Consider the following 24114-nt stretch of genomic DNA (forward strand, 5'->3'; position numbering starts at 1 on the left):
CCGCCTCCCGGGAAGAAGGGAAGACAGGACATCGGAGCCCACCGCATCCTCAAGGACAGGGAATGCTTTCCGCCCCCATGCTCTTCCCGCGGGCCCCCTTGCCTGCATGCCGGCGATCCTCAATCGTTCGACTGTCCACGTCCGCGCTCCGGGTGTTCCGCCCGCACGGCCAAGTTCTTCCACCGCGAGTCCCCTGAATGCAGATGCCGTTCCCCCGGCCTGATGGCACCACTCCAACCGAGCGCCGCTTCCGTCAGGTCATCGACACGCTCCAGGAGGTCGTGTTCCAGACGGACCCGGAGCGGCGGTGGGCCTTCCTCAATCCCGCGTGGACCGAGGTGACGGGCTTCCCGGTGGAGGAGTGCCTGGGCCGCAACGCGATGGACTTCGTGCACCCGGACGACCGCGCGCGCGTGCTGGCCGTCTGCCAATCGCTGCTCACGCGCGAGCGCGACTCCGTCCAGCACGAGGTGCGCTACCTCACGCACGACGGCGGCTTCCGCTGGGTGGATGTCTTCGCGCGGGTGACCGTCGACGAGGAGGGCAAGCTGCTGGGCATGGCGGGCACGCTCAACGACATCACCGAGCGCAAGCGCACGAGCGACGCGCTCGCCCGGCGCGAGCGCTATCTCACCGCCCTGGTGGACATGCAGCAGCGCCTGCTGTCGGTGCAGGAGGGCGGTGACCTGTACGGCCCCGCGCTCGCGCCGCTGGGGCAGGCCTCCGGCGCCAGCCGCGTCTACGTCTTCGAGATCTACACCGACATCAAGGGGACGCTGCTCTGTAGCCAGCGCGCCGAGTGGTGCGCGCCCGGCGTGCCCGCGGAGATCGACAACCCGGTCCTCCAGGACCTGCCCGTGCAGCCCATCCTGGGGCGCTGGGCGGCGGTGCTGGGGCGCGGCGAGGTCATCACCGGGCGCGTGGCCACCTTCCCCTCCGTCGAGCGGGACCTGCTGGAGCCGCAGGGCATCCTGTCGCTGCTGGTGCTGCCCCTGCGCGTGCAGGGACGGCTGGTGGGGTTCGTGGGCTTCGACAACTGCTACGAGGCGCGCGAGTGGGACCGGCTGGAGGTGGACCTGCTGTCCGCGGCCAGCGGCGCCATCTCCGTGGCGCTGGAGCGCCGCGCCTCCGAGCGGGCGCTGCGCGAGCACGAGCACCGCTTCCGCCAGCTCGCGGAGAACGCGTCGGACGTGCTGTACCTCTACCGGCGGGAGGCCCCGCGCGGCTTCGCGTACGTCAGCCGCGTGGCGCACGCGAAGCTGGGGCTGGGGCCGGAGGCGCACTACGCGGATCCGGAGCTGTGGTACCGGCAGGTGCACCCGGACGACCGCGCCGCGCTGGAGCGGCTCCTGGAGTCGCCCCTGTCCGTGGACGGCGCGCCGGTGGAGCTGCGCTTCCTGCGCCCCGACGGCAGCCTCCTGTGGATGGAGCACGTGGTGGCGCCGGTGATGGACTCGGCGGGCCGCGTGGTGGCGGTGGAGGGCCTGGCGCGCGACATCACCGAGCGGCGGCAGGTGGAGGAGGCGCTGAAGCGCTCCGAGGCCAGCCTGCGCGCGCTGATGGAGGGCTTCCCCGACCCGGCGGCCATCGAGCGCGACGGCCACATCGTCTACGCCAACGCGGTGCTCGTCACCACGCTGGGCTTCGCGCGCGCCGAGGAGCTGGTGGGCCGCCGGCTGTCGGAGTTCCTGGCGGACGTGCCGGGCACGGGCGTGGCCTCCGGGGACAGCACGCCGCTCACCAGCGAGCGGCGGCTGGTGCTGCGCGACGGGCGCACGCGCGTGGTGGAGCTGGCGAGCCTGCCCCTGCGCTTCGACGGCCAGCCCGCGGTGGTGTCCATCGCGCGCGACGTGACGGAGCAGCGCCAGCTACAGGCGCGGCTGACGCTGGCGGATCGCCTGGCGTCGGTGGGCACGCTCGCGGCGGGCATCGCGCACGAGATCAACAACCCGCTGGCCTTCGTCCTCTCCAACCTGGCCTTCCTGTCGGACGAGTTCCGCCACCACCTGTCCCCCGGCGCGGGCGTGCACGAGCTGCGCCCGCCGGACGTGGCGGAGTGGCAGGAGGTGCTGGGCGAGGCGTGCGAGGGCGCCGAGCGCGTGCGGCAGATCGTCCGGCAGTTGAAGACGTTCTCGCGGCCGGATGAGGAGCGCATGACGCCGGTGGACGTGCACGCGGTGCTGGACTCGGTGGTGATGATGGCCGCCAATGAGATCCGCCACCGCGCGCGGCTGCGGCGGGACTACGGCACCGTGCCGCAGGTGCTGGCCAACGAGGGCCGCCTCTGCCAGGTGTTCCTCAACCTGGTGGTGAACGCGGCGCAGGCCATTCCGGAGGGCTCCGCGCACGACCACGAGGTGGTGCTCGCGACGCGCGCGGCCGGCGGGCAGGTGGTGGTGGAGGTGCGCGACACGGGCAGCGGCATCGCGCCGGAGGTGATGGGGCGCATCTTCGATCCGTTCTTCACCACCAAGCCCGTGGGCGTGGGCACCGGCCTGGGGCTGTCCATCTGCCACGGCATCATCGCGGGGCTGGGCGGCGACATCCAGGTGGAGAGCGCCGTGGGCAGGGGCAGCACGTTCCGCGTGGTGCTGCCCGCGCCCGCGCCGGTCCACCGCCCGCCAGAGGCCCCCGCGCCCGTCGCGCCCGTGGCGCCGCGAGGCCGCGTGCTGGTGGTGGACGACGAGCCCGCGGTGGGCCGCGTGCTCCAGCGGCTGCTGCGAGGCCACGACGTGGAGGTGGCCACCAGCGGGCGCCAGGCGCTGGAGCGCATGTCGCGGGCGCCGGCCTTCGACGCGGTGCTGTGCGACGTGATGATGCCGGACCTCGCGGGCCGCGACGTGTACGAGGCCGTGCGGCGCGAGTACCCGGGCCTGGAGCGCCGCTTCGTCTTCGTGTCCGGCGGCGCCTTCACCGCGGGCGCGCGCGAGTTCCTGGAGCGCATCCCCAACCCGCTGCTGGAGAAGCCCTTCGACGAGGCGCGCGTGCGCGGCGCCGTGGAGGAGCTGGTGCGGCACGGGCCGCCGGACCCGGCCTGACGCTCGGGCCCGCCGGTCCGGCTCCCTCCCCATCGGTCATCGGGAGGAGGGTCCTCCCACTGACCGATGCGCGCCCGTGACGGGTCTGCGAGCGTGGGCTCGTCCGCTCGAACCCCTTGGGGGAAGGTCCGTCGCGCATGAACCGCACCAAACTGTTGCTGCTCCTCGCTGGCCTGCTGTTCGTGGGCGCGCTCGCGCTCGACGCGCGCTCCTTCTTCGCGCGGCCGTCGTCGCACCCACCCGTCACCGGCGAGCCGCTCCCCAACGGCCACCGGCCGCGGGGCCCGTTGAACGCCCCGACCGCCAGCGCCGTGGACCAGACGCACACCGTGGTGCAGCCGGGGGAGGCGCCCGTCGAGTTGGTGCTGCCCGTCGTCCTGGGGCAGCCCGCCTCCGGCAAGGCCGGCCCGGTGGAGCTCACCGGCAAGCTGTCCGGCGCGTACGTGAAGGCGGGCCCGGGCGAGGCCTTCGCCGTGTTCGAGCTGAAGGCGCGCGCGCCGGAGCAGCATCAGCGCGTGCCGGTGAACCTGGCGCTGGTGGTGGACCGCTCCGGCTCCATGGATGGCGCCAAGCTGGTGAACGCGAAGCGCGCCGCCCAGGCGCTGGTGAAGCAGCTCCAGCCCGGTGACCGGCTGGCGCTGGTGCACTACGGCTCCGACGTGAAGGTGGCGCCCAGCGTGGAGATCAACGAGAGCACGCGCCGCGAGCTCTTGAGCACCATCGAGGCCATCCAGGTGAACGGCGGCACGCACATGAGCGGCGGGCTGGTGGCTGGCGCGGACGCGGTGCGCCCGTACTCGAAGGAGTACCGGGTGACGCGCGCCATCCTGCTGAGCGACGGCGAGCCCACCGAGGGCACGACGTCCCAGGACGGCCTCTTCTCCCTGGTGGGCAAGCTGCGCGAGACGGGCATCACCGTGAGCGCGCTGGGCGTGGGTGACGGCTTCAACGACACGCTGATGCGCGGCATGGCCGAGCGCGGCGGCGGCTTCTCCGGCTTCGTCAGCGACTCCTCGGAGCTGGCCGCCATCTTCACCCGCGAGCTGGACCAGGCCGCCAGCACCGTCGCGCGCGGCGTGAGCCTGACGCTGACCCTGCCGCCCGGCGTGAGCGGCCTGGAGGTGATGGGCCTGCCCTCCACGCGCGAGGGCAACACCGTGCGCATCCCCCTCTACGACCTGACGGGCGGCCAGTCCGCGCGCGTGGTGGTGAAGCTGACGCTGGACGCGCCCGCGAACACGGCGGCCATGAGCGTGCTGAGCGCCGCGGTGTCCTACGTCGACGTGGCGGCGGACCTGCCGTCCCAGGTGACGCTGGCCCTGGACGCGAAGGTGACGGACGACGCCCAGGTGGTGCACGCCAACCTGGACCGCGACGTGCGCGTCCACGCCATCCGCGCGTTGGGCACCCAGCAGCTGCGCGCGGCCGCCGAGCAGATGCAGAGCGGCAACCGGGAGAGCGCGCTCAACCTGCTGAGCAACGCGCGTCGACTGTTCGGCGCCTCGGCGGCCGCGCTCTCGGGCGAGCTTGCGGAGGTGGACCAGACCCAGGCAGCCTACGACAATGCCCGGAGCGACTCCGACGTCCGTCGCGAGGCGCTCAACCTGAAGAAGAAGACGATGAAGAACTTCGGGCAGAGCAACAGCTACTAGTCCCTTCGCTGTCCGCAAAGCACGGTGCGCCATGCCGCTCTCCATCCAATTCATCCGGCGGGAGGACTTCGAGTCGCGCTGCCTGTCCGCGCTCGTGGGCGCCGGGGCCATGGCGCTGGTGGCCGGCGTGGCGCGGCAGGTGCTGCGCGTCCCGGTGGATCCGGGCTACTTCGCGCTGATGGCGGCGGCCGTCACCGCGGTGAAGCCCAGGGCGTCGGAGAACGCCCTGGTGCGCGCGGCGATGGTGCTGCTGCCCGGCCTGCCCTACCTGCTGGGGCTGACGTCGTCCTGGCAGGACGCGGTGGCGGGCGCCATCGCCGCGGGGCTCCTGGCGTGGCGGGGCAACGGGCGCGACAGCGAGGGCACGCCACCCCAGGTCGCGCTGAGCGCCGGGGCCGCCGCCGTCACCACCGCGCTGGGGCTGTACGTGGCGGGCGTCCTCCACGCGCGCTTCCTGCCGGCGCGGGGCTACTTCCCGCTGATGGTGGACTACGCCGTGGTGGCGCTGTTCTGGAGCATCGGCACGCTGCCGGCGAACCTGGCCATGGACCTGGACGCGGTGGCCACCCGGGGCATGCGCCTGGAGGCCACGCTGTCCGGGGAGGTGCGTGCCCTGGTGACCCGGGCGCTCACCCTCTACCGCCAGTGCCAGGAGGAGGCGCGCAAGCTGGCCCGGGGCCCGGAGCTGGAGAAGCTCCAGAAGGTGCTCGGGAAGCTGGCCCGGGACGCCTTCACCCTGGCCGAGTCCCACACCGAGCTGGAGGCCCAGCTGACCGCCGCGTCCCAGGGCAGCGTGGACTCCCAGGTGCAGGAGCTGAAGAAGCGCGCCCAGGACGCGCACGACGGCGTGGCCCGGCGCCAGTTGGAGCGCGCCGCCGCGTCGCTGGGCGAGGAGCTGAACCACCTGGACGCGCTGTCGCGCAAGCAGGAGCGCCTCCTGGCGCAGCTGCACGCACAGGTGGCCCTGCTGGAGCGGGCCCGCGTGTGCTTCATCGGCGCCCGGGCCGCGTCTCCCCTGGACGGGAGCAGCGACCGCATCCAGGCGCTGGCCGACAAGCTCTCCGCCCTGGACCTGGAGTCCTCCGGACCGGAGGGCGCGACGCCGCAGTCCGCGCGGGCGCCGGCGGTCCGCTCGTAGGGCGCCGCCGGGCGCCTGGGCTCCGGGGCCTGTGGGCGTGTGCCCCTTCCCTACTTCGACGACGTGCGCGGGGCGGCGCGGGGGCGCTTGCGCGCGGGGGCGGCCTTCTTCGCGGCGACGCGGGGCGTGTGCAGCTGGTTGGCGATGCGCTGCTCGATCTCCTCGCGCGTGCGGCGGCTGAGCTCCAGCGCGGCGTTGATGCGCTCGCGGACGATGTCGGCCTGCGCCTCCGCGGCGGCGCGGTACTCCGCGATGTCCCGGCGCAGCTCCAGGCGGCCCTCGGCGGCGCCACCGCCGCCCGTCCTCCGGGGGGCCGTCTTCCGCCGCGCGGGGCGCTCCCCCGACGGGGTCCCACTGCCCTGCTGTCCCTGTGCCTTGCGCGCCATCTGTCTGCCCCCTCGTGCGATCGCTCTCGCGTCCGTGGGCGGAAAGGTGGGGTGTGGGACTCCGACGCGGAAGTCCGGCCCCGGGTCGGAAGGGGGGCGGCCGGCCAGACAATGTGCGGTTGCGCCAACAGAGGGACTTCTCAATCCTTCCAGGAAGACGCTAAGAGGTCCTTCGCCGTTCCCGAGCCAGGAGCCCTCCGGACTGATAGCTCAGGAACCGCCGCATCGCCCCAGGGCCGGGATGCGAGCAAGCCTTCGTGCCCTGCGCCCCCGGCGGCCTGGGACCTGCGCCGGAGCGAACAGTGAGGGAATCCCCGTGGCGGTCTCTTTCCTGAACCGAAAGCACAACCTGGACCGGATGTCGCTGCGCGACCTGGTCTACTCGTTCTTCACCTACTACGCCGTCGTCGCCTACATCCTCATCGGTATCACCTGCATCGTGCTGTCGGTGAAGTGGTTCGAGGCCCCGGCGCGCATGGCCGCGGCGGTGGTGGTGGCCACGCTGGCGTACCCGTTCGGCTGGTACCTCATCCACCGGTACATCCTGCACGGCCGCTTCCTCTACAAGTCCGCGGCGACGGCGGTGACGTGGAAGCGCATCCACTTCGACCACCACCAGGACCCGCACGACCTGCGCGTGCTCTTCGGCGCGCTGCACACCACGCTGCCCACCATCGCGCTGGTGCTCACGCCCATCGGCTACCTCATCGGCGGCCGGTCCGGCGCGGTGGCGGCGCTGGGCTGGGGCATGGTGACCACGTGCTTCTACGAGTTCTGCCACTGCATCCAGCACCTCAACTACGCGCCCCAGCAGAAGTGGCTGAAGGACATCAAGCGCCTGCACATGTCCCACCACTTCCACAACGAGCAGGGCAACTACGGCATCACGAACTACTTCTGGGACCGCGTGTTCGGCACGCTGTACGAGAAGGCCTCGGAGAAGCCCAAGAGCCCCACCGTCTTCAACCTGGGCTACACGGAGGAAGAGGCGAAGAAGTACCCCTGGGTGGACAAGCTCTCCGGCGGCACCCGCGGTGACGGTCACCCGCGCCGCTTCTGGGGCGCCGAGGGGCTGAGCGCGCCGGACACCTCCAGCGAACAGCAGTCCTGAGCGCCCTCCCCCGCTTCACCCGGACCTCCCCGCGCGCCGCGTCGCCCGTGGAGGTCTTCGTTTTCAGGCGGAGAGCGGCCGGGCCGCGTCCCGGGCCCGCTCCTCGCGGAAGCGCCGGGCGGACAGGGGCGGCAGCGCGTGCACGCGCGCCACGAGGCACGCCGCGCTGCCGCCGGCCAGGTGGAATTGATCCAACCGCACGCTGACGGGCCGGCGCCCCAGGCCGCGCAGCACCGCCTCCACGCGGGGCACGCGCGCGCCGACGAGGACGGTGTCGCCCACCTCCACCAGGTTGAGCCCGAACGCGAGCGCGTCCTCGCGCGCGATGGGGATCACCTGCTGGATGCCCTCCGTGCGCGTCAACCTGCGCAGCGACTCCGGCGTGAAGGCCTCCGGGCACACCAGCGCGGTGCCGTCGGACAGGACGGTGAGCGCGGTGTCCAGGTGGTAGAGGTACGGGTCGCGCAGCTCCAGCGGCGTGACGGGCGCGGCGAGGAAGGCCTCCAGCACGCCCGCGGCGCGCCGCGTGGAGCGCTGGCCCCAGCCCAGCAGGGCGCCCCGGCCCGCGGGCAGCATGGCCACGTCGCCCCCTTCGATGTGCACGCGCGGGGGCTCGATGACGTCGAAGCCGCGCGCGGCCAGCCACCGGGCCCGCGCGCGCTGTTCGTTGCGGCGCTGGCCATGGCGCATGGTCGCGAGCAGCGCGCGCAGCGCTCCCTCCTGGCAGACGAGCACCGCGTTGTCCTTGGCGAACACGGAGTCGAACGCGCCATGGACGAAGGGCAGCTCGAAGAAGCCCGCGCCCGCGTCCCGCAGCGCGCGCAGGAGCCCGCGGTGCTGCGCGCACGCGCGCCGCCACGCGACGGCGCCGGGCTTCATGTGCGGGTTGATGTTCCAGGCGACCTGATACGCGCAGTCGCGGGAGCGGACATGGTCCTTCTCGCAGCGCACCTGACTGACAGCGAAGGTGGCGGGAGCGTTGTGGCCGGTGTGCAAGGTCATCCCCATACATGAGCCCGGAAGGCACTCCCGCCTTCCGGGACGTGGAGAGAGGGTGCGCACCATGAGCGGGCTTGGCGAGGTGGCTGGGGAAGCGGGGAGGGAGGACGCACGCCTGTCCGAACGGCTTCATCGGGCCCTCTTGCGCTTCAACCGCGCGCGACTGGCCCCGGGGTTCCCCGCCGAGGGCTGGCGAGCAGCCGTGCAGGAGGAGACGCGGTTGCGCCTGCTCGAAGGCGAGTACGTGGAGGCGGAGCGGCGGCGCGTGGCCGCCTGGGCCGCCGAGGCGCCGGAGGACGCGGACGGGTTCATCGCGTGGTTCGAGGACCTGAAGGAGTCCGGTCCCGGACAGCATGATCCGCTGTTCCCCTGGCTCGCGACGCAGGCCACGCGGGCGCAGCTGGACTGGTTCCTCACGCAGGAGGTCGCGGGCGAGGCGGGCTTCGACGACCTGGTGGCGCTGACGCAGCTTCAGCTGCCCACGCGGGCGAAGCTGGAGCTGGCGCGCAACTACTGGGACGAGCTGGGCCGCGGGCGCGAGGACGCGATGCACGGGCCGATGCTCGCGGAGATGGCGCGAGCGCTGGGGTTGCGGCCCACGGACGAGGACACGGTGTGGGAGGCGCACGCGCTGGCGAACCTGCTCTGCGCGCTCGCGTTCAACCGCCGCTACGCGTACCACGCGGTGGGCGCGCTGGGCATCGTGGAGGAGACCGCCCCGGGCCGCACCGCGTGCGTCAACGAGGGCCTGAAGCGCCTGGGCTTCGACATGCGCGTGCGGCGCTACTACGCGCTGCACTCCACGCTGGACGTGAAGCACTCCGAGGCGTGGAACCAGGAGGTGCTGCGCCCGCTGGTGGAGGCGAACCCCGCGTGCGCGCGGCCCCTGGCGGAAGGGGCCCTGCTGCGGCTGACGGCGGGCGCGCGCTGCTTCGAGCGCTACCGCCACGAGCTGGGCCTGGACCTGAAGCCGCTCCGTTGAGGCGGGGAGCCTGGTCGTCCTTCCCCTCGGGACCTTGCGCGTGTGCGCTGGCCCCGAGGGTGCGTTTCCCGGAGGACGGTCCGACGAGAGGATGGGATGCACCGGGGCCGGGGCGGACGCCAGCTTGGGGGGTTTCCCAGGCCGAGCTGGAGGTTCCCGATGTCCCTGTTCCGAGTCATCCCCGCGGCGGTGCTGCTCCTGACGGCGTGCGCGTCCCCGGGCACGTCCTTCGAGGAGGTGATGCGCCAGAACGCCCCCCTGAAGCCGGCGCGGCCGGATCCGCTGACCTACGGCACCCGGCCGGAGAACCCGGTGCGCGTGGGCTGGGGGGACAAGGGCGTGATGGCGTACTTCAAGCTCCTGCGGGGGCCCCAGGGCCAGCCGGTGGCGTGGCGCCGCATGGGGGACTGCTGCGAGTTCACCCAGGTGGACGGGCTCGGCCAGGGCCAGGGCCGGCTGTCCATCTTCGAGGTGACCTACGAGGGGCTGGACACGCCGGTGGTGCTCTACGTGGACGCGTTCACGGGCGGGAACGTGTACGCGCCCTGGGGCTTCCTGCTGGAGGGCCAGGGCGACCCGCCGCCCGCGTCCGGGGCCGAGCCGGAGGTCATCGACCTCTGAGGTGCGGGGCGCCACGGCCCCGCTCGAATCCCGCGATTCGCTGAAAGCAGGCGGACTCTTGCACCCCCGAGGATGTGCCCCCCCTTCCGACAGGGGAGGGTCGTGCCTAGATGCAGGGGTCGACGGGAGTGTGCCGTTCCCCCGGCGGTTGACCGTCACGCTGGCAACCTCCCCAGGAGCATGGGAGGTGCAGCCCCCTTGGCGCTGCGCTAAGCGTTCGACCGCTCTCCCGACGGAGGAGGAACCGTGGCGGCAGTGAAGAAGAAGCGTTGGCCGTATGTGCTGGGAGGCATCCTCGTCCTCCTGATTGCCATCGTGGCGGTGGTGCTGTCGCGCCTGGACGCCATCCTGCTGAAGACGGCGCGAGACCAGGCGGCGACGTACTCGCAGAAGCTGGGGCGCCCCATCGAGATTGGCGACGTCTCCACGAAGCTCTTTCCCTACGTGGGCGCGCACATCCAGAACGTCAGCGTGGGCGCCGCCGAGGGCGAGGACCTGCCGCTCGCGGAGGTGAAGGACGTGACGGTGAGCGTGGCGGCGATGCCGCTGCTCACGTCGAAGGGCAAGGACATCCAGGTGAAGAACGCCGAGGTGTCCGGGCTCACCGTGAACGTCCTCCGCCTGGCGGACGGCACCACCAACGTGCAGCGGCTCCAGGAGAAGCTGGCCGCGCAGCAGCCGAAGGAGGAGACGCCGGAGGAGGAGTCGCAGCCCACGGACCTGTCGGGCGTGCACGTGGAGCGCGCGGCGCTCACCGACGGCGCCATCCGCTTCGTGGACCGCGCGGGCGGCGCGCAGGCGCGCGAGCTGGCGGTGAAGGACCTGGACATCGAGGTGAAGGACCTGCGCGTGGGCCAGCCGCTGAAGGTGGACCTGGCGGCGGCGGTGCTGGCGGAGAAGCAGAACCTGAAGATGACGCTCGCCGCGGCGCCGCTGCCGGCGACGCTCATCCCCACGCCGGAGCAGGTGACGCTGAAGGCGGAGCACATCGACCTGTCGCCGCTGGGGCCGTTCCTGCCTCCGGACGTGGGGCTCCAGGCGGGCACGCTGGACGCGGACTGGAAGGCGGACCTGGGCGGCGCGGTGCCCGGCGGCAAGGGCCCCACGAAGCTGGTGGGCGCCATCAAGGCGCTGGGGATGAAGTTCGCGGGCTCGGAGGGCGGCAAGGCGCTGGACGTGGTGCTCGACACAGACGTGACGGGCGACATGGCCACGGGTGACCTGGCGCTGGACAAGCTGAACCTGGGCCTGGGCCCCGCCGCCATCACGGGCAAGGGCAAGGTGAAGGGGATGCTCACGGACAAGCCCGCGGTGGAGGGCTTCGAGCTGACGGGGCGCAACCTGGACCCCGCCGTGCTCGCCGAGTACTACCCGCCGCTGCGCAAGCAGCTCGACGGGATGATCGCCGGCCCCATTGGCCTGGACGTGCGCGGCAGCGGCACGCAGGACGCGCAGGCCCTCGACATCGCGGTGGACCTGACGCCGGTGCGGCTGCGGGTGCCGGATCAGCTGACGAAGGACGCCGGCGGCGCGATGAAGCTGAACGCGAAGGTGACGGGCGCGGCGGCGAGCGGCGGCGCGCTGCGCTTCGACGCGAAGGCGGACCTGAACGGCGTGGACCTGCGGCCGGGCCTGCTGGTGAACAAGGCGCCGGGGCAGCGGCTGGAGGTCGCGGCGGCGGGCACGTACGCGCCGGCGAAGACGGGCAGCGGGATGACGGTGAACGTCAGCAGCATGAGCCTGGGCGCGCTGGAGGACACGGTGACGGGCACCGCCTCGGTGACGCTGGCGGGCACGGGAAGGAAGGCGACGACGACCTTCAAGGCGGACGTGAAGGCCGCGAAGCTGGATGCGGAGAAGTTGTTGATGAGCGAGGAGCAGGTGCTGGCGCGCAACGGCGGAAAGCTCCCGCCGGAGCCGCCGCCGGGGGCGCCCAACCGCTTCAACGGCTACCGGGGTGACATCCAGTTCAACATCGGGTCGCTGCGCTACACCGCGATGGACCTCACCCACGTGACGGGCGTGGTGAAGATGGTGGACGACCTCATCACGGTGGAGAGGTTCTCGACGGGCATCTACGGCGGCAAGGTGGTGGCGGACGGGACGACCCTCCGGCTGGGGCCCGCGCCGGAGGCCCGGCCCTTCACCGCGAAGGTGCAGGTGCAGAACCTGGAGGTGGCGCAGGCGCTGGCGGAGCGCACGCCGAAGCAGGTGCTGACGGGCAAGTTCAACGGCAACGTGGACGTGCAGGGCGTGGGCTACACGCCGGAGAAGCTGCGGCAGACGCTGCTGGGCGGCATCAACGGCAACCTGCTGGAGGGCACGTTCCTGGGCAAGGACCTGGTGTCGTCCGTGACGGGGCCGCTGTCCAAGGCGCTGCCCTTCGCGTCGAAGGCGCTCAAGAGCAACGAGGTGACGTCGCTGGGGGGGGACCTGCCCTTCAGCGTGACCATCAAGAACGGCGTGGCGCAGCTGAGCAAGCCCATCACCTGGACGCGGCCGGAGGCGGCGATGAGCTTCAACGGCGGCGTCGGGTTGGACGGCACGCTGGACCTGACGGGCGGCGTGTCGCTGACGCCCTCGACCATCAAGACGCTGACGATGGGCAAGGTGACGCCGACGGAGTCCATCCCGGTGGGGCTGAAGATCGCGGGCAAGGCGTGGAGCCCGGACGTGACGGGCGTGGACGTGAAGCCGGCGGCGACGACCATCCTGAAGCTGGCCGGGGGAGCCGCGGTGGGCGGCCTGCTGGGTGAGAAGGGCAAGGCCGTGCAGGACCTCGTCACGGGCGGCCAGGACAAGGCCAAGGCCGAGGCGGAGGCCAAGCGCCAGGAGCTGGAGGCGCGCGCCAACGAGGAGAAGAAGAAGCTGGAGGATCAGGCCCGCCTCGAGCAGGAGAAGGCCAAGCAGCGCGCCGAGGAAGAAGCGAAGAAGCGGCTCAAGGGCATCTTCGGCGGGAAGTAGGCACCGGGGGCATCACGCGCGCCCCGGCCGAGGCCCTCGACGCGGACGTCCCGTTCCTCTTCCTGGAGGAACGGGACGGAGACCTGCCCGCGAATGCCTGCTGGGACCGGGTCCCCTCCGCTCGTCGGCGGCCCTGGCGGGCGCCTTCGCCATCGAGGACGTCCCGCGCCTGGAGGCCCCGACGGCCGAGCGGCTACTGCCCGCCGCGCGTGTCCCAGCCACCGCCGATGGGGCCGCCCCGGGGGCCGCCAGCGCCTCGCGGGTTCATGTCGTCGCGGCGCATCTCCTGATACTGCGTCATCTGCTCCGCGCTGAGCACCTTCTGCATCTCCGCGTCCGTCTGCTGGCGCAGGTCGCGCATCTGCTGGCGCATGTCACGCCCCGGCCGACCTCCCGCCATCGACGCCGCCAGCTCCTGGCGCCTGGCGTCCTCGGCCTGCATCGCCTTCGTCAGCGCCTGCTCCTGGCTGTAGTTGAGGCGCGCGTTGGTGATGAAGGTCTTGAGGCGCGCGGAGCGCTCGGACTCCGCCTGCGCGCGCATCTGGTCCACCTGCTGCTGCCACTGCTGACGCTGCTCGGTGCGCTGCTCGTCCTGCACCGTGCGCATCAGCTCCTTCAGCGACTGCCTCGCGCTGTCGTTGGTCAGCGCCTCGCCCACCATCACGCCGCGCAGCTCCTCGCGCAGCTTCGCGACCTCCGCCTCCAGGCCCGCGGGCGGAGGGCCGCCCGTGCCGGCCGAGGCCGTGCCGCCGCCCTGCTCGAAGGCCATCATCCGCCGGGACAGGAGCTGCACCGTCTCCTCCAGCGCCTTCACGCGGTTCTGGAGCGCCCGCACGTCCGCCGCCGAGTCCTGCACGCGGGGCGCCTCCTGGGGCACGGGGGCCTCCGACTTCCCGGGCCCCCACAGGGCCACGCCGAGCGCCAGCGAAGACAACCCCACCGATGCGATGCCGAGGATGCGATTCATGATGCTCTCCCTGACGGAACTCCCGGCCGCCTATTCGAACGCGCTCCCGGGCTCCGCGCTGCGCGCGCATCCTCCCACCCGCTCCCCGTCCAGGGAACCCTCGCGCGGCGTGCGCCTGCCTGCCGCCCCCCGTGCCGCGAGCGTTGACCTCCTCCAGCGGGACACGGAGAGTCCCCTGCCATGACGCTCCGTCCCATCACTGAAGTCGGCGCCGAGCTGGGGCTCGCGCCGGAAGATGTCCTCCCCTGGGGCCGCGACCGCGCCAAGGTGTCCCTGGACGCCCTGGGCCGCAGCACGCGTCAGGGCCGCATGGTGCTGGTGTCCGCCATCAACCCCACGCCCCCGGGCGAGGGCAAGACGACCATGTCGGTGGCGCTGGCCATGGGCCTGCGCAAGCGGGGCCGCAAGGCGGTGGCGGCGCTGCGCGAGCCGTCCCTGGGGCCCGTCTTCGGCGTGAAGGGCGGCGGCACCGGCGGCGGGCAGGCGAGCCTGGAGCCGGCGGCGGACATCAACCTGCACTTCACCGGCGACCTGCACGCCATCACCAGCGCGCACAACCTGCTGTCCGCGCTGGTGGACAACGCCGTGTACTACGGCCACCCGGTGGCGCTGGAGGGCACGCGGGTGCGCTGGCGGCGCGCGCTGGACATGAACGACCGGTTCCTGCGCAACGTCATCGTGGGGCTGGGCGGCAAGGCGCACGGCGTGCCGCGCGAGACGTCCTTCGACATCACGGCCGCCAGCGAGGTGATGGCCATCCTGGCGCTGGCGGAGAACCTGAAGGACCTGGAGGCGCGGCTGGGGCGCATCGTGGTGGGGCAGGCGCCGGACGGCTCGCCCGTGCGCGCGAACGACGTGAACGCGGCGGCGTCCATGGTGGCGCTGCTCAAGGACGCGCTGATGCCCAACCTGGCCCAGACGCGCGAGGGCGGACCGGCGCTCGTCCACGCGGGGCCGTTCGGCAACATCGCGCATGGGTGTTCGTCGGTGGTGGGCACTCGGATGGCGCTCGCGTACGCGGACGAGGTGGTGACGGAGGCGGGCTTCGGCTTCGACCTGGGCGCGGAGAAGTTCCTGGACATCAAGTGCCGGAGCGCGGGCGTGTGGCCCCGGGGCGTGATGCTGGTGGTGACGCTGCGCGCGCTCAAGCACCACGGCGGCGCGGCGGCCGCGCAGGTGGCGGAGCCGGACCGCGAGGCGCTGCTCAAGGGCTTCAACCACCTGGAGAAGCACCTGGAGTCGGTGGCGGCGTTCGGCCTGCCGGCGGTGCTGTGCGTGAACCGCTTCCCGCAGGACACGGAAGCCGAGCTGGACGAGCTGCGCGCGTTCGCGAAGGCGCGGGGCGTGGGCATCGCGGTGTGCGACGGCTTCAGCAGGGGCGGCGAGGGCTCGCTGGAGCTGGCGGACACGGTGCTGGCGATGCTCGACGCGACGGACGCGGCGCCGCCGAAGCCGCGCTTCCTCTACGCGCTGGAGCAGGCGCCGGAGGAGAAGATCCGCGCCATCGCGCGCGCGGTGTACGGCGCGGACGACGTGGCCTTCACGTCGGGGGCGCGCAAGGACCTGGAGACGGCGCGGGCGCTGGGCGGCGCGGGGCTGCCGGTGTGCATGGCGAAGACGCACCTGTCCCTGTCGGACGATCCGTCGAAGACGGGGCGGCCGCGAGGCTTCACGCTGACGGTGCGCGAGGTGCGCCTGTCCGCGGGAGCGGGCTTCCTGGTGGCGCTGACCGGAGAGCTGCTCACGATGCCGGGCCTGCCCCGCGAGCCCGCCGCCCGCCGCGTCACCGTCCACCCGGACGGCCGCATCACGGGCCTGATGCAGGGCGAGTGACGTCAGAGGGAGGGCCTAGCGTCTCCCGCCGTTCACCCGACGGGAGTTCGCGGCCCTGCCCCACCGGAAGCGCACCAGGTCATCCCCCCATCATCTTGACGGAATATCATCCAGGAATGATATTCCGTCTTCACAGGTTGAAGTCGCCGGGACCGACGAGTTCAGGGACTGGTTCCTCGCGCTCGACGAGGACACGGCGAGGTCCGTGGACCATGGCGTGGAGCTTCTGGCCGCGAAGGGGGTCGCACTGGGGTACCCGTACTGCAGCCAGCTCAAGGGCACGACCCAGCCGCTCCGGGAGCTGCGCATCCAATCCGGCGGGCGTCCCATCCGGGTCTTCTACGCCTTCGACCCCAGCCGCAACGCGGTCCTGCTCCTGGGAGGCGATAAGACCGGAGACAAGCGCTTCTACGAGCGGATGATCCCCCAGGCCGAGAAGATCTGGCTGCGCTACCTCTGGGAAAGCGCCGCCGGACTTCATGATGCTTCGAAGAACGACCGCGAGGAGACGGAGTCATGAAGCTCCACAGTTGGAAGGGGATGCGCCGGGAGAAGTTCACGCCAGCGCAGCTCAAGGAGCAGGACGAGCGCGTCCGGAAGGAGCTCTTGGAGATGAGCCTGCGGGAGGTGCGCGAGTTCGCGGGGCTGACGCAGACGCAGCTCGCGGAACGGATGGGCATCTCCCAGGGTCAGCTCTCCCAGACCGAAGCCCGGGAGGACCACCGACTCTCCACCCTCCGGCGCGCGGTCGAAGCGATGGGAGGAGAGATCGAGGTCGCCGCGGTCTTCGGCGGCAAGCGGATCATCCTCAAGGGCGTCTGACGCACGACGGGCCGCCCCGGTGACTCCGGAGCGGCCCGTGGGCCCTGCTGGACTCCGCCTTCGACGGCTAGACGCGGAAGGCGGTGGACAGCGCCTGGAGCTTGCCCAGGGACGTGTTGATCTGCCCCACCGCCTGCTCGGCGTTGGTGGTGGCCGCCACCACGTCGCTCATCATCTCCGACAGCTGCGTCACCACCTCCGTCATCTGCGTGATGCCCGCGTTCTGCTGCGTCACCGAGGCGACGATCTGCCGCGCCGCCTGGCTGCTCTCCTGCACCACCTGGGTGATGTCCTTCAGCGTCGTCGCGGACGAGAGCACCTGCTCGATGCCATCCTCCATCTTCTGGCTGTCCTCCTCCGCCATGCCCACCGTCTCGCGGATGGCCTGGTTGATCTCCAGGAGGATCTTCCCGATGCGCTGCGTGCTCTGCAGCGACTGGCTGCTCAGCGCCCGCATCTCCTTCGCCACCACCGCGAAGCCCCGGCCCTCCTCGCCCGCCCGCGCCGCCTCGATGGCCGCGTTCAACGCCAGCACGTTGGACTGGTCCGCCAGGTCCTTCACGCTGCCGATGATCTCCCCCGCGTGCACCGCCTGCTCGGACAGCACGCCGATGCTCCCCACCAGCGCGCCCACCCGCGCGCGGATCTGCTGCAACCCCTCCGCGCTGCGCTCGATGGACACCTGCCCGGAGGCGCTGAACGCGTCCGCCTGCGCCGCCACCTTCAGCACCATCTCCGCGCGGCTGGCCGCCATGCCGGACGTCTGGGCGATCTCCGCGATGGTGGAGCTGGCCTCCGTGAGGCTGCGCGACTGGCTGGTCAGGAAGTTGAGCTGCTCGTGGCTCGCCACGTTCAGCCGCGCCGCCGCCGCCGTCAGCTCCGTCACCACCGCGTGCAGCGTGCCCGGCACCGAGCCCAGCCGCGTCATCAGCGTCTGGATGCTGCGCGCCAGCTCGCCCACCTCGTCCTGCGCGCTCGTGTCGATGTTCAGCGACAGGTCGCCCTCCCGCGCGATGCGCGTCGCCGTCGCCGTCAGCCGCGCCAGGGGCGTCGTCACCTCGCGCAGCAGCCACACCGTGGCCACCCCGAGCGCCCCGATGCACGCCACCGCCAGCACCAGCACCCACGTCAGCGTCGTGCCGTGCAGCGACGACACCTCCATGAAGGCCTCGCGCTGCGACGCCTCCTGCTGCGCCGTCACCCGCTCCAGGCCGTCGTGCACCACGCGGTACGCGGGCTCCAGCTTCGCGAGCGCGGCCTCCGCGGCCGGATCACCGCTCGCCACCAGCGCCACCACCCGCGACGCCTCCTGCCAGTAGCGCGTGAAGGCCCCCTGAAGCGCCTCCACCTTCGAGCCGTCCACGTCCGGCAGCCCGCGCAGCGCCGCGAGCCCCTTCTGGAGCCCCGCCACCTGCGCGTCCAGCGTCTGCTGCTGCACCGCGTGCAGCGCCACCGCGTCACCCACGTCCTGGTGCAGCGCGGCGAACCCCGCGCGCGCGGTCTGCGCCAGGCTCACCGACGGCGCCAGGCTGGAGCCGATGCGCTCCGAGGCGTCCCGCGTGCGCGCGCCCAGCACCACCGTCACCGCCACGATGGCCACCAGGAACGCCGCCGCCACCGTCGGCAGCACCATCATCTTCTGCTTGAGCCTCAAGGCCATCGCACACCCCCTCGCGCGCCCATGTCACCCATCCCGATGAAGCGCGGTCCAACTCCCGCGCCGGGCCTGCTGCGCCAGCTCATGTCGCTCATCCTTCCGCGGCCCCCACGGGCTCGCCCGGGGGCCGGGGCTCCGTCAGGACACGTAGGATAGACAACACCTCACCCCTCGACTCAAGCCCGCGCCCCTTGAATTGTCCTGGAAACGGGTCGGTATTGCCCCGCAGGGTCACGTGGGACACTTCACCCTGTCAGGTGGGACTCGTGGCGAAGGACGCTTCACGTCTGCCGTGACAGCGCTCCGGGGCACCCGGGCGCGATCATTCCAGCCCCTCAGGAGCCAGCCCACCTGGAGGGTCTATTCACTCCTGGTGAAGGTGGCGCGGCGCGCGGGGGCGGGCGCTCAGCGCGAGGGCTGGGGGAGGAAGGGCTCCACCTCGCGGCGGCAGGCGTCGTCGCACTCGGAGAAGCGGGAGAGGAACGCCGCGTGGTTCGCGCACTTCCTGGGCCAGCGCGAGGCGCCGCCGTCCACCAGGCACAGCAGGCGGAACTCCTCGCGGGTCTCCGTGAAGAGGGCCTCCCGCTGCGAGGGGGACATCGCGTCCAGCGCGCGGTTCTCCCCGCCCTGGAGCCAGATGAAGACGCCCACCATCACCAGGAAGACGAGGCCCAGCCAGGTGCCCTTGCGCAGCCAGATGCTGGGCGGTGGGGCCAGCTCCTTCGCGAAGATGTTCTTCTCCTCGCCCCCCGCGTCCGGAGGCGTCCCTTCGTTGCCCATGGGCTCCCTTCCATCCATGGCGCGTGCCAGCCGCACGGCCGTGCCGCAGCAGACACCAGCCCGCTCCACGTTGCACCTTGCAACCGCCGCCCCGGGCCCATCGTGCCGGGTGCGGTGCGGCCTCCATGGCTTGCGCCGCCCGGCATCCGACAGACGGGCCCGGCACACGGCGTGCTCCTAGACTGTGACCATGGAAGTGCGTGCCAGTGCCGAGGCGACGGAGCGCCCCATGCGGGTGCTCGTGGTGGACGACGAGCGAAACATCCGCCACACCCTGCGGGTGTGCCTGGAGGGCCTGGGCTGCGAGGTGCGCGAGGCCGCCACGCCGGAGGCCGCGCTCGCGGCGCTCGCCCAGGGGCCGGCGGACCTGGCGTTCGTGGACCTGCGGCTGGGCAACGCGTCCGGCCTGGAGCTGCTGCCCCGCCTGCTCGCCGAGTCCCCCGCGCTGGACGTCATCCTCATCACCGCCTACGCGACCTTCGACACGGCCGTGGAGGCGGTGAAGCGCGGCGCGCGCGACTACCTGCCCAAGCCGTTCACCCCCGCGCAGATCCGCCACGTCCTGGAGCGCGCGAAGGCGCAGCGGGAGCTGACCTCGCACCTGGGGGACCTGGAGGGGCAGCTGGCGCAGGCGGTGCCGGAGGCGACGCTGGAGACGGCGTCGCCGGCCATGCACGCGGCCATCGGCTTCATCCAGCGCGCGGCCGCGTCCGACGCGGCGGTGCTGCTGCGCGGGGAGAGCGGCACGGGCAAGGGGGTGCTCGCGCGGGCGCTGCACTCGATGAGCGCGCGGCGCAAGCGGCCCTTCGTCACCATCAACTGTCCCACGCTGTCCGAACAGCTGCTGGCGAGCGAGCTGTTCGGCCACGCGCGCGGCGCCTTCACGGGCGCGGTGAAGGACCAGCCGGGCCGCGTGGAGCAGGCGGAAGGCGGCACGCTCTTCCTGGACGAGGTGGCGGAGATGAGCCCCGCGCTCCAGGCGCAGCTCTTGCGCTTCCTCCAGGAGAAGCAGTTCGAGCGGCTGGGCGAGGGGCGCACGCGCAAGGCGGACGTGCGCGTGGTGGCGGCCACGCACCGCGACCTGGAGAAGGACGTGGCGGAGGGCCGCTTCCGCGAGGACCTGATGTACCGGTTGAACGTCCTGGAGGTGAAGCTTCCCGCCCTGCGCGAGCGGCCGGAGGACCTCCTCCCGCTGGCCCGCCGCTTCATCGCCTTCTTCGCGAAGGCCGCGCAGCGCCCCGCGCCGGAGCTGTCGCCCGCCACGGAGGCGATGCTGCGGGCCTACCCGTGGCCGGGCAACGTGCGCGAGCTGCGCAACGCGCTGGAGCGGGCGCTCATCGTGGGGGCGTCCGGCGTGGTGGAGCCGCAGGCGTTCCCGGAGCGCATCGCGTCCTCGGTGGGGCCGGGGGTGACCCTGGGCGGGCCGCACACGCTGGAGGCGGTGGAGCGCGAGCACATCCTGCGGGTGATGGCCTCCGCGCCGACGCTGGATGAAGCGGCCCGGCTGCTCGGCATCGACGCGTCCACGCTGTGGCGCAAGCGCAAGAAGTACGAAGCGGACGCGAAGCCGGAGACATGACGCGCGAGGCTGTGCGCCAGTGCATGCAGGCCCGGCACCGGAGGCCGGGGCGTGCAGGGGCGCTCGCCCTTCCGAGTGGATTGCACCCTTGCGCGCGCGTGCGAACCCTGGCCCGTCATGAACCTCATCGACGTGCTCATCCAGCAGCACCGCGACGCCGAGGCCCTCTTCGAGGCCTGGCGCCATGCGCCGGACGAAGAGAAGCGGGAGCTGTGCCTGCGCCTGGCCGAAACGCTCACCCTGCACAGCACCCTCGAGGAGCGCTGGGTGTACCCCATCGCGAGGACCGTCGTGGCGGGGCCCTGCATCGACTTCGCGGTGGAGGAGCACGGGGAGATGACCCAGCTGCTCTCCGAGCTGCTGCGCGTCCGCCACGACGCGCGCCGCCGCGAGGCCACGGTGCGGCAGCTGGAGGCGGTGGTGGCCCAGCACATGGCGGAGGAGGAGCGCGAGGTGCTCCCCCGCCTGCGCGGGATGGACGCGAGCGCGTTCGGCCCGTCCAGCGATGAAATCGTCCGCTCCGCGTCCGACGCGCGGAACGAGGCGATGCGGCAGCTGGAGGCCCCCGCGCCGGCGTGACCGCGGGCCTTCAGCCCTGCTCGGGCTGCGGCAGCGTGAACCAGAACGTGCTGCCCTGTCCGGGCGCGCTCACCACGCCCAGCTCGCCGCCGTGGGCCTGGACGATGTCGCGCGCGATGGACAGCCCCAGCCCCGCGCCTCCCGTCGGCGCGCCCGGGGCCCGGTAGAACCTCTCGAAGATGCGCGCCTGCTCCTGGGCGGGGATGCCCTCGCCGGTGTCGCGCACCTCGAAGCGCGCGTGGGTGCCTTCGCGCGACACGCGCACGGCCACCTCGCCGCCGCGCGGCGTGTGCTTCACGCCGTTGCCCACCAGGTTGCCCAGCACCAGCTGCAGCCGGTCCGGATCCACGCGCACCGTCTCCAGGTCCGGCGAGAGGAATCGCGACAGGCGCACGCCCCGGTCCTCCGCCAGCGCGCGCTGCGCGGCCAGCGCCTGCTCCACCAGCGCCTCCGCGCGCACCTCCCGCACGTCCAGCTGGAGCCGCCCGGCCTGGATGCGCGACAGGTCCAGCAGGTCGTCCACGATGCCCTGCAACCGCTCGCAGTCCTCGCGCGCCGCGAAGAGCAGGTCCGCCTGCTTCTCCGTCACCTGCCCCACGACGCCCTCGGCCATCAGGTGGATGGCCATGCGCAGCGACGTGAGCGGCGTGCGGAACTCGTGCGCCACCGTGGCCACCAGGTCGTTCTTCAGCTCGTCGAAGCGACGCAGCCGCGTCACGTCCTGGAGGATGAGCGTGGCGCCCACCACGTCCCCCGTCTCCCCGTGCACCGGGCTGCCGCGCGGCAGGAGCCACCGGCCGCCCTCGGGCGACGCCTCCACCCGCACGGCCTCCTCGTAGCCCCGGGGCTGGTACGCGCCCCTCCCGCCCACGACGTGCGCGCGCACGCGCTCCAGCACGGCGCGCACCTCCGGCTCCACGCGGGCCAGCGCGTCCCCGCCCGCGTCCAGCCGCAGGCGCAGCACCTCCTCCGCCGCCGCGTTCACGTTGAGCAGCCCGCCGTCCGCGCCCAGCACCAGCACGGGGTCGGGCAGGCTGTCGATGGCCGCCTGGGACACCGCCTGCGCCTGGAGCAGCTCGCCCAGGCTGCTCTTGCGGTACTGCCCCAGCCGCTCCGCCATGGTGTTGAAGTCCCGCGCGAGCTGGGCGATTTCATCCCGCCCCTCCACCACCGCGCGCGCCTCCACGTCGCCCTGCCCCAGGCGGCGCACCGCCTGCGACAGCACGGACACCGGGCGCAGCGCGCGCTGCACCAGCGACGTGGTGAAGAACAGGCCGAAGCCCAGCGCCGCCACCACGGCCAGCACCATCAGCGTGTTCACCTGCCCGCTCTGCTGGCGCAGCCGGTCGTTCTTGCGCACCATCGCGTCCTGGTTCAGCGCGAGGACGGACGACGCCGCGGCCTTCGCCTCCTGGAAGGCCGGGGCGAGTGATTCGAAGTAGCGCGTGCGCGCGGCCTCCGCGTCACGCGCCTGGAGGAAGACCTCGAACTCCTCGCGGTACTTCGTCCACGCGGTGCGCAGCCGCCGCGTGGCCTCCGCCTCGCCGGGCTCGGTGATGTTGTGCTGCTGGACGCCCAGCTCCGCCTCCAGCGAGGGGCGCTGCGCGGCCTGCTGGGCGAGGCCCCGCTCGCGCTCACCCGCGATGATGAACAGCGCCGCGCTGTCCATGCGCTCCAGTTGCTCCGTGATGCGCTGGGTGGCGAGCACGCTGCGGTAGTTGTCCTCCAGCACCCGCTGGCCGGCGCGGCCCACGCGCGCCAGGGTGATGACGGCCGTGGCGCCCAGGAAGAGCAGCGCCAGCACCAGCGGCGCCTGGGCCAGCAGCAGCCGCGAGCGCAGCGTCATGGGCGCTTCTCCTCGTGGGACTCGAAGGACACGACGTGGATGTCGAAGCCCTCCCCTTCCCTCAGGAGGCGCGCGTCCGCGGTCAGCCCCAGCCGCTGGCGCCACCTCGCCTGGTGGGAGCGGCCGACGATGATGTGCCCCACGCCGTGCGCGCGAGCGAAGTCCAGCAGCGCCGCCACCGGGTCGCGGGAGCGCAGGCGCACCACCTCCGCGCCCAGCTCCTTCGCCTTCTCGATGTTCATCAGCAGGTGCCGCTGCGCCTCCGCGTCGATGAGGTTCGGCGCCTCGCGCGGCGTCTCCACGTACACCACGAACCAGTCCGTGTTGAGCCGGCCCGCCATGCGCGAGCCCCGGCGCAGCAGCGTCGCCGCGCGGGGCGGGTGGCTGGAGAGGGCCACCAGCACCCGGCCCCACGCGCCGCCCTTCTGGGAGGCGTCCTCGCCCGCCAGGGCCTGCCGGCCCGCGGTGGCCCGGTCCAGGCTCTCCGCCACCTCGCGCAGGGCCAGCTCGCGCAGGGTGGAGAGGTTGTCGCCGGTGAAGAAGCGCTCCAGCGCGTGCGGCACCTTGTCCGGCGCGTAGATCTTCCCCGCCCTGAGCCGCTCGTGCAGGTCCTCCACCGCGAGGTCCAGGTTCACCACCTGGTCCGCCGTCTTGAGGAAGCTGTCCGGCAGCGTCTCCCGCACGGTGACGCCGGTGTTGCGCTCCACCAGGTCGTTGAGGCTCTCCAGGTGCTGCACGTTGAAGGCGCCAATGACGTTGATGCCCGCGGCCAGCAGCTCCTGCACGTCCTGGTAGCGCTTGCGGTGGCGGCACACCGGCGCGTTGGTGTGGGCCAGCTCGTCCACGACGGCCACCTGCGGCTTGCGCGCGAGGATGGCGTCCAGGTCCAGCTCCTCCACGGTGACGTCGCGGTACGTGATGCGCTGGCGGGGCACGACCTCCAGGCCCTCGACCAGGGCCTCCGTCTCCGGACGGCCGTGGGTCTCGATGAAGCCCAGCACCACGTCCACGCCGCGCGCCTTCAGCGCGTGCGCCTCCTCCAGCATGCGGAACGTCTTGCCCACGCCCGCCGCGAAGCCGATGTAGAGCTTCAGCCGGCCGCGGCGGCCGCGCTCCACCAGCTCCAGGAAGTCCTCCGCGCGCGGGCGCCGCGTCGTCAT

At 72.5% G+C, this 24114-nt stretch carries 19 protein-coding genes; 12 read left to right on the forward strand and 7 right to left on the reverse strand.

All coding sequences use genetic code 11. The features are described 5' to 3' along the window. Positions 1-197: 197 nt before the first annotated feature. The 3 genes from U8525_RS29825 (at position 198) to U8525_RS29835 (ending at position 5828) form a co-directional block, all read left to right on the forward strand. Positions 198-3038 carry a PAS domain S-box protein gene (locus U8525_RS29825; protein ID WP_374270093.1) on the forward strand — a complete coding sequence of 947 codons (2841 nt, stop codon included), beginning with the start codon at positions 198-200 and terminating at the stop codon, positions 3036-3038. Between the two features lie 137 nt (positions 3039-3175). Then, on the forward strand, positions 3176-4690 hold the full coding sequence (locus U8525_RS29830) for a VWA domain-containing protein (protein WP_374270094.1): 1515 nt from the start codon (positions 3176-3178) through the stop codon (positions 4688-4690). A gap of 31 nt (positions 4691-4721) precedes the next feature. Next, entirely contained in the window at positions 4722-5828 is a 1107-nt protein-coding gene (locus U8525_RS29835) for a hypothetical protein (RefSeq protein WP_374270095.1), read from the forward strand. A gap of 50 nt (positions 5829-5878) precedes the next feature. Here U8525_RS29835 and U8525_RS29840 read toward each other — a convergent pair whose 3' ends face one another. Further along, on the reverse strand, positions 5879-6214 hold the full coding sequence (locus U8525_RS29840; RefSeq protein WP_374270096.1) for a hypothetical protein: 336 nt from the start codon (positions 6212-6214) through the stop codon (positions 5879-5881). Positions 6215-6572: 358 nt separating this feature from the next. Between U8525_RS29840 and U8525_RS29845 the strand changes: the two genes are divergently transcribed. After that, positions 6573-7325 (forward strand): sterol desaturase family protein, encoded by a 753-nt coding sequence (locus U8525_RS29845; RefSeq protein WP_374270124.1) that lies wholly within the window; start codon positions 6573-6575, stop codon positions 7323-7325. A 63-nt stretch (positions 7326-7388) separates the two neighbouring features. Here U8525_RS29845 and U8525_RS29850 read toward each other — a convergent pair whose 3' ends face one another. Then, complete coding sequence (locus tag U8525_RS29850; RefSeq protein ID WP_374270097.1) at positions 7389-8327, reverse strand: dimethylarginine dimethylaminohydrolase family protein; 939 nt, start codon at positions 8325-8327, stop codon at positions 7389-7391. A 217-nt stretch (positions 8328-8544) separates the two neighbouring features. Between U8525_RS29850 and U8525_RS29855 the strand changes: the two genes are divergently transcribed. From U8525_RS29855 to U8525_RS29865, 3 genes are all read left to right on the forward strand, one after another. Further along, positions 8545-9306: an iron-containing redox enzyme family protein gene (locus U8525_RS29855; protein WP_374270098.1), complete on the forward strand. Its 762-nt coding sequence runs from the start codon at positions 8545-8547 to the stop codon at positions 9304-9306. A 159-nt stretch (positions 9307-9465) separates the two neighbouring features. Then, positions 9466-9927, forward strand: coding sequence for a fibril protein (locus tag U8525_RS29860; RefSeq protein WP_374270099.1), 462 nt, complete (start codon positions 9466-9468; stop codon positions 9925-9927). A 246-nt stretch (positions 9928-10173) separates the two neighbouring features. Further along, a complete protein-coding gene (locus tag U8525_RS29865) occupies positions 10174-12891 on the forward strand; it encodes an AsmA family protein (protein WP_374270100.1) in 2718 nt (905 codons plus the stop codon). Positions 12892-13084: 193 nt separating this feature from the next. Here U8525_RS29865 and U8525_RS29870 read toward each other — a convergent pair whose 3' ends face one another. Further along, complete coding sequence (locus U8525_RS29870; RefSeq protein ID WP_374270101.1) at positions 13085-13858, reverse strand: hypothetical protein; 774 nt, start codon at positions 13856-13858, stop codon at positions 13085-13087. A gap of 180 nt (positions 13859-14038) precedes the next feature. Here U8525_RS29870 and U8525_RS29875 point away from each other — a divergent pair, with 180 nt between their 5' ends. The 3 genes from U8525_RS29875 (at position 14039) to U8525_RS29885 (ending at position 16513) form a co-directional block, all read left to right on the forward strand. After that, positions 14039-15691: a formate--tetrahydrofolate ligase gene (locus U8525_RS29875; protein ID WP_374270102.1), complete on the forward strand. Its 1653-nt coding sequence runs from the start codon at positions 14039-14041 to the stop codon at positions 15689-15691. A 121-nt stretch (positions 15692-15812) separates the two neighbouring features. Continuing rightward, positions 15813-16211 carry a type II toxin-antitoxin system RelE/ParE family toxin gene (locus U8525_RS29880; protein WP_374270125.1) on the forward strand — a complete coding sequence of 133 codons (399 nt, stop codon included), beginning with the start codon at positions 15813-15815 and terminating at the stop codon, positions 16209-16211. Continuing rightward, the gene (locus tag U8525_RS29885; protein WP_374270103.1) at positions 16208-16513 is read left to right on the forward strand and encodes a helix-turn-helix domain-containing protein; all 306 of its coding nucleotides are present in this window, start codon (positions 16208-16210) and stop codon (positions 16511-16513) included. The genes U8525_RS29880 and U8525_RS29885 overlap by 4 nt, the downstream gene beginning before the upstream one ends. Positions 16514-16580: 67 nt before the next feature. On the opposite strand, the gene U8525_RS29890 is transcribed toward U8525_RS29885, so the two are convergent. Further along, positions 16581-18173, reverse strand: a complete 1593-nt coding sequence (locus U8525_RS29890; RefSeq protein ID WP_374270104.1) for a methyl-accepting chemotaxis protein — start codon at positions 18171-18173, stop codon at positions 16581-16583. A gap of 402 nt (positions 18174-18575) precedes the next feature. Beyond that, positions 18576-18950, reverse strand: a complete 375-nt coding sequence (locus U8525_RS29895; protein ID WP_374270105.1) for a hypothetical protein — start codon at positions 18948-18950, stop codon at positions 18576-18578. Positions 18951-19179: 229 nt separating this feature from the next. On the opposite strand from U8525_RS29895, the gene U8525_RS29900 reads away from it, so the two are divergent. Next, complete coding sequence (locus tag U8525_RS29900) at positions 19180-20529, forward strand: sigma-54-dependent transcriptional regulator (RefSeq protein ID WP_374270126.1); 1350 nt, start codon at positions 19180-19182, stop codon at positions 20527-20529. 117 nt (positions 20530-20646) lie between these two features. After that, positions 20647-21108, forward strand: coding sequence for a hemerythrin domain-containing protein (locus tag U8525_RS29905; RefSeq protein ID WP_374270106.1), 462 nt, complete (start codon positions 20647-20649; stop codon positions 21106-21108). Between the two features lie 10 nt (positions 21109-21118). Here U8525_RS29905 and U8525_RS29910 read toward each other — a convergent pair whose 3' ends face one another. Beyond that, entirely contained in the window at positions 21119-22954 is a 1836-nt protein-coding gene (locus tag U8525_RS29910) for an ATP-binding protein (protein ID WP_374270107.1), read from the reverse strand. Further along, the gene (locus tag U8525_RS29915; RefSeq protein WP_374270108.1) at positions 22951-24114 is read right to left on the reverse strand and encodes a sensor protein KdpD; all 1164 of its coding nucleotides are present in this window, start codon (positions 24112-24114) and stop codon (positions 22951-22953) included. The genes U8525_RS29910 and U8525_RS29915 overlap by 4 nt, the downstream gene beginning before the upstream one ends.

The organism is Corallococcus sp. RDP092CA (assembly GCF_041903675.1).
In the GTDB taxonomy this organism is placed as follows: domain Bacteria; phylum Myxococcota; class Myxococcia; order Myxococcales; family Myxococcaceae; genus Corallococcus.